Origin of the sequence: Sulfurovum sp. (assembly GCF_041562805.1) — a bacterium.
Classification (GTDB): domain Bacteria; phylum Campylobacterota; class Campylobacteria; order Campylobacterales; family Sulfurovaceae; genus Sulfurovum.
In genome coordinates, this window is the sequence record NZ_JBFFOH010000225.1 from 1 (window position 1) to 3,133 (window position 3,133).

Annotated in this window: 2 protein-coding genes; both read left to right on the top strand. The window is 42.7% G+C overall.

Features of this window, described 5'->3' with window-relative positions; translation table 11 throughout:
• Positions 1–318 precede the first annotated feature (318 nt).
• A complete protein-coding gene (locus ABYK33_RS14970; RefSeq protein ID WP_373034112.1) occupies positions 319–900 on the top strand; it encodes a GNAT family N-acyltransferase in 582 nt (193 codons plus the stop codon).
• Complete coding sequence (locus tag ABYK33_RS14975) at positions 831–2,987, top strand: TonB-dependent receptor plug domain-containing protein (protein WP_373034113.1); 2,157 nt, start codon at positions 831–833, stop codon at positions 2,985–2,987. Before ABYK33_RS14970 ends, ABYK33_RS14975 begins: the two co-directional genes overlap by 70 nt.
• Positions 2,988–3,133: the final 146 nt, after the last annotated feature.

Below are 3,133 nucleotides of genomic sequence, written 5' to 3' on the forward strand. Positions count from 1 at the left end.
CGCAAAAGGCAATCTAAAAAATCCAAAGCTCATTGAGACCTGCCTCTTTTACCACATCGACTTTGACACCGAACAGTATCACAGTGCCATTTATGACGTCACTAAGACCTTGGAAATTTTGAAATGCATGGAACATATTTCATAATATTTAACACAATATAAATCCGACAAAACCAAACTCTTCTTACTAAATATTCCCTAGTTATCGCGATCTTAGACATTAATATCAATCCCACCTTTTTTACTAAAGTTAATTGCTTTTCATTCGACTTTTCTAAGTTTCTGTGTTATTATAGTCCGAAATAAAGGGGTGTAAAGATGTCTTATCAGTTTATCGAGGTGACCACAGAGGATCAACTTGAAAAAGTGTATGCCTTTCGGTATAAAATCGTTTGTGAGAAACTTGGAGTTTGCGAACTGGAGGGCTGTGAACCCAATCGTGAAACTGATGAGTATGATGCCTACTCCGAACATTTCGCCGCTTTTGACGAAGAAGGTGAGGTCATGGCCTGCACCAGACTAATCCACCACTGCCCTATCGGTTATCCTACAGATAACAATATGCAAACAAATATTGACAAACTACAGTTCGAAGCAGACAAATTTGCTGAACTTTCCAGAATCTTTATCGCCAAAGAACTGCGTAACCGAAAGGACACAAAAACACTTATCGAAGGTCTAAAAGTAATTGGCTATATGAAAATGTCAGCCCTCGATATTGAATATACTTACGGTGCGTTGGAAAAACCTTTTTTACGCCTGCTCAATATGTACAATCTTCCATACCAACCTATTGGTGAGGAGCAGCACTATATTACTCCCCGCTATCCATGCCTACTATATACCAACGATCTCGAAGCAAAGAATCCCGAGCTTGTTCAGGTATGGAACAAAACATGAATTTTCCTTCTATCCATATTTTTCTGTTATTGGTCTGCACCATTATTTCACTGCAAGCAGAAAATTCTTACTATACTTCTTCAAGCCACTTGGCGTCTGTGACCCAGCAGATAGATCAAGAACTGGAGCAGTTTACACTTGCAGCAACTGAAACCAAGGCAAACGAACCTTATCAACCTTACATCATTTCCGTTCTCACAGGGAAGGAACTTGAAAAGTTGGGTATTACTACACTCCAAGAGGCACTCCAGCTAATACCGGGGGTCGACTTTTCTGCCGATCTTTCAGATGCCAAAACACCGATTTTTCGAGGTTCGAATCCTTTTGCATTTGGTCAAGTCAAATTACTAATCGACGGTATGTTGGCAAATGACATCTTCACCGATGGGTTTATAGGTTATCTCTATATGCCTATCGAAATAGTGAAACGTATCGAGGTCGTCAGGGGACCAGGAAGCAGAACCGATGGTATCAATGCCTATGCGGGGTCCATTCAGATTATTACTTACGCTGAAGACATCGGTGAGCCGATCAACCGTGTCTTTGCACGAGGCGGTTCATATGACCAGTTAGCCGGTGGTTTCACTAGCACCTTTTCAGAAAACAAGTTCCGCTTTCACGCTGATGGCTACTACTATCAGGACGACAAAATGCTCTTCGCCGGACCAGATGCCGCCGCAACCGGTGCTTATAACTTTGGACCGATTGACAACACTTCTTTCGCTCTGAGTGGGCAAGTTCCGCTACAAACTACAACCTATGCTCTTGGACTGCAATTTGACTACGATGCGTTCACTCTTAAAGCAAGAGGCACACACTTTATTCATGGTAGTGCCTATGGTATCAATGCGCTTCTTCCACAGGAAGAGGACCGGATCAAAATGCCTGCCTTTATGCTGGAACTCGGATGGGATGAATATTTCGGCGACCTGGAAGCGATTGTCAAAGTCGGTATGAGACAGGAACAATTTAGTAGTGATGCAAGACTTATCTCGCCAGGTTTTACACTGCCTAATTCTGACAACACAGGATTGGTTACCTATACAGAAGGCTTTTTTGGGATTCATGAGGCCGACCAGCGTTCATTCTACCAATCCACCTATTTTAAATATAGGGGGTTAGAAAATCATACTTTAACTGCCGGTTATCGCATCAGCCGTGACGAAACCTATAACGTCGTTACCAAGACAACAGACAGAGACAGTGATAGCGGAACCAATCTTGTAGACTATACAAGTACACTCCCCTTTTTCGATATAAATGCTCTTCGTGATATCCTAATGTTATCGTTACAGGACCAAATGGAAATTGGTACAAGCCTGAGTCTTCTATACGGTATCAATATCGAAAAAACTTCCCTCACAGAAACACAGTATGATCCAAGGATTTCTCTTGTATATCAAAGTGATATGCAACGTATCTTTAAAGCGATCTACAGCCATTCGCACCGAAATCCATCCTGGCAGGAACTCTATACCCTCAACAATACGGCGCGTGTCGGTAATATTGATCTAAAACCTGAAACTGTGGATGCTTTCGAACTTGCAATGATCCAAAAATTCAGTGGGGAAAGCTACCTGCAAGCTGACATTTTCTACCTTATCAACAAAAACCAAATCGACAAGAATAATGCCGAGCACATCTATCTTAACAACTATAATACGGACATATACGGTCTCGAACTCGAAGTATGCACCTCATTGCTTCTGCATGACCAACTCTACGCCAATTACTCCTATGTAAATGGTTCCGATGACATGGGCAATCCTCTTGCCAATGTCGCACATCACCTTGCGGTAGCAAGCTATCTCTATAACTTTACCCCGGAGTTCAACGCCGGAACAGTCCTGAAATATGTCGGAAGCAAAGCACGTATAGAAGGAGACACGCGCGATGACACACCGGCTTATCTTACGGCAGACATTAATCTGCGCTATTATAATCTTTCAAACCATTTCAGCGTGACCGGCAGTGTCAAAAACCTTACCGATGCCGATGTTGTATACCCTTCAGAACCGTACACCTATACCAATGACTATCCTCAGGCCGGTCGTACATTTCTCCTTTCTGTGAGCAAGGACTTTTAATGCGGTTCGGACTACTGTGCATCTTTATTAGTGTCACGCTCTTCGGCGCCAACTCTAATCCACTGCTGCATAGGGCACAGGCATCGATTTTTCCTAAGCTGATCTTGCTTGCAAAAGAGCCAAAAAACTTCTTAGTCGACGGCAAA

What these genes read in the sequence shown, in the direction of transcription:
- ABYK33_RS14975 (WP_373034113.1), top strand. Translation starts at nt 831, where the DNA reads ATGCCTACTATATACCAACGATCTCGAAGCAAAGAATCCCGAGCTTGT.
- ABYK33_RS14970 (WP_373034112.1), top strand. Translation starts at nt 319, where the DNA reads ATGTCTTATCAGTTTATCGAGGTGACCACAGAGGATCAACTTGAAAAA.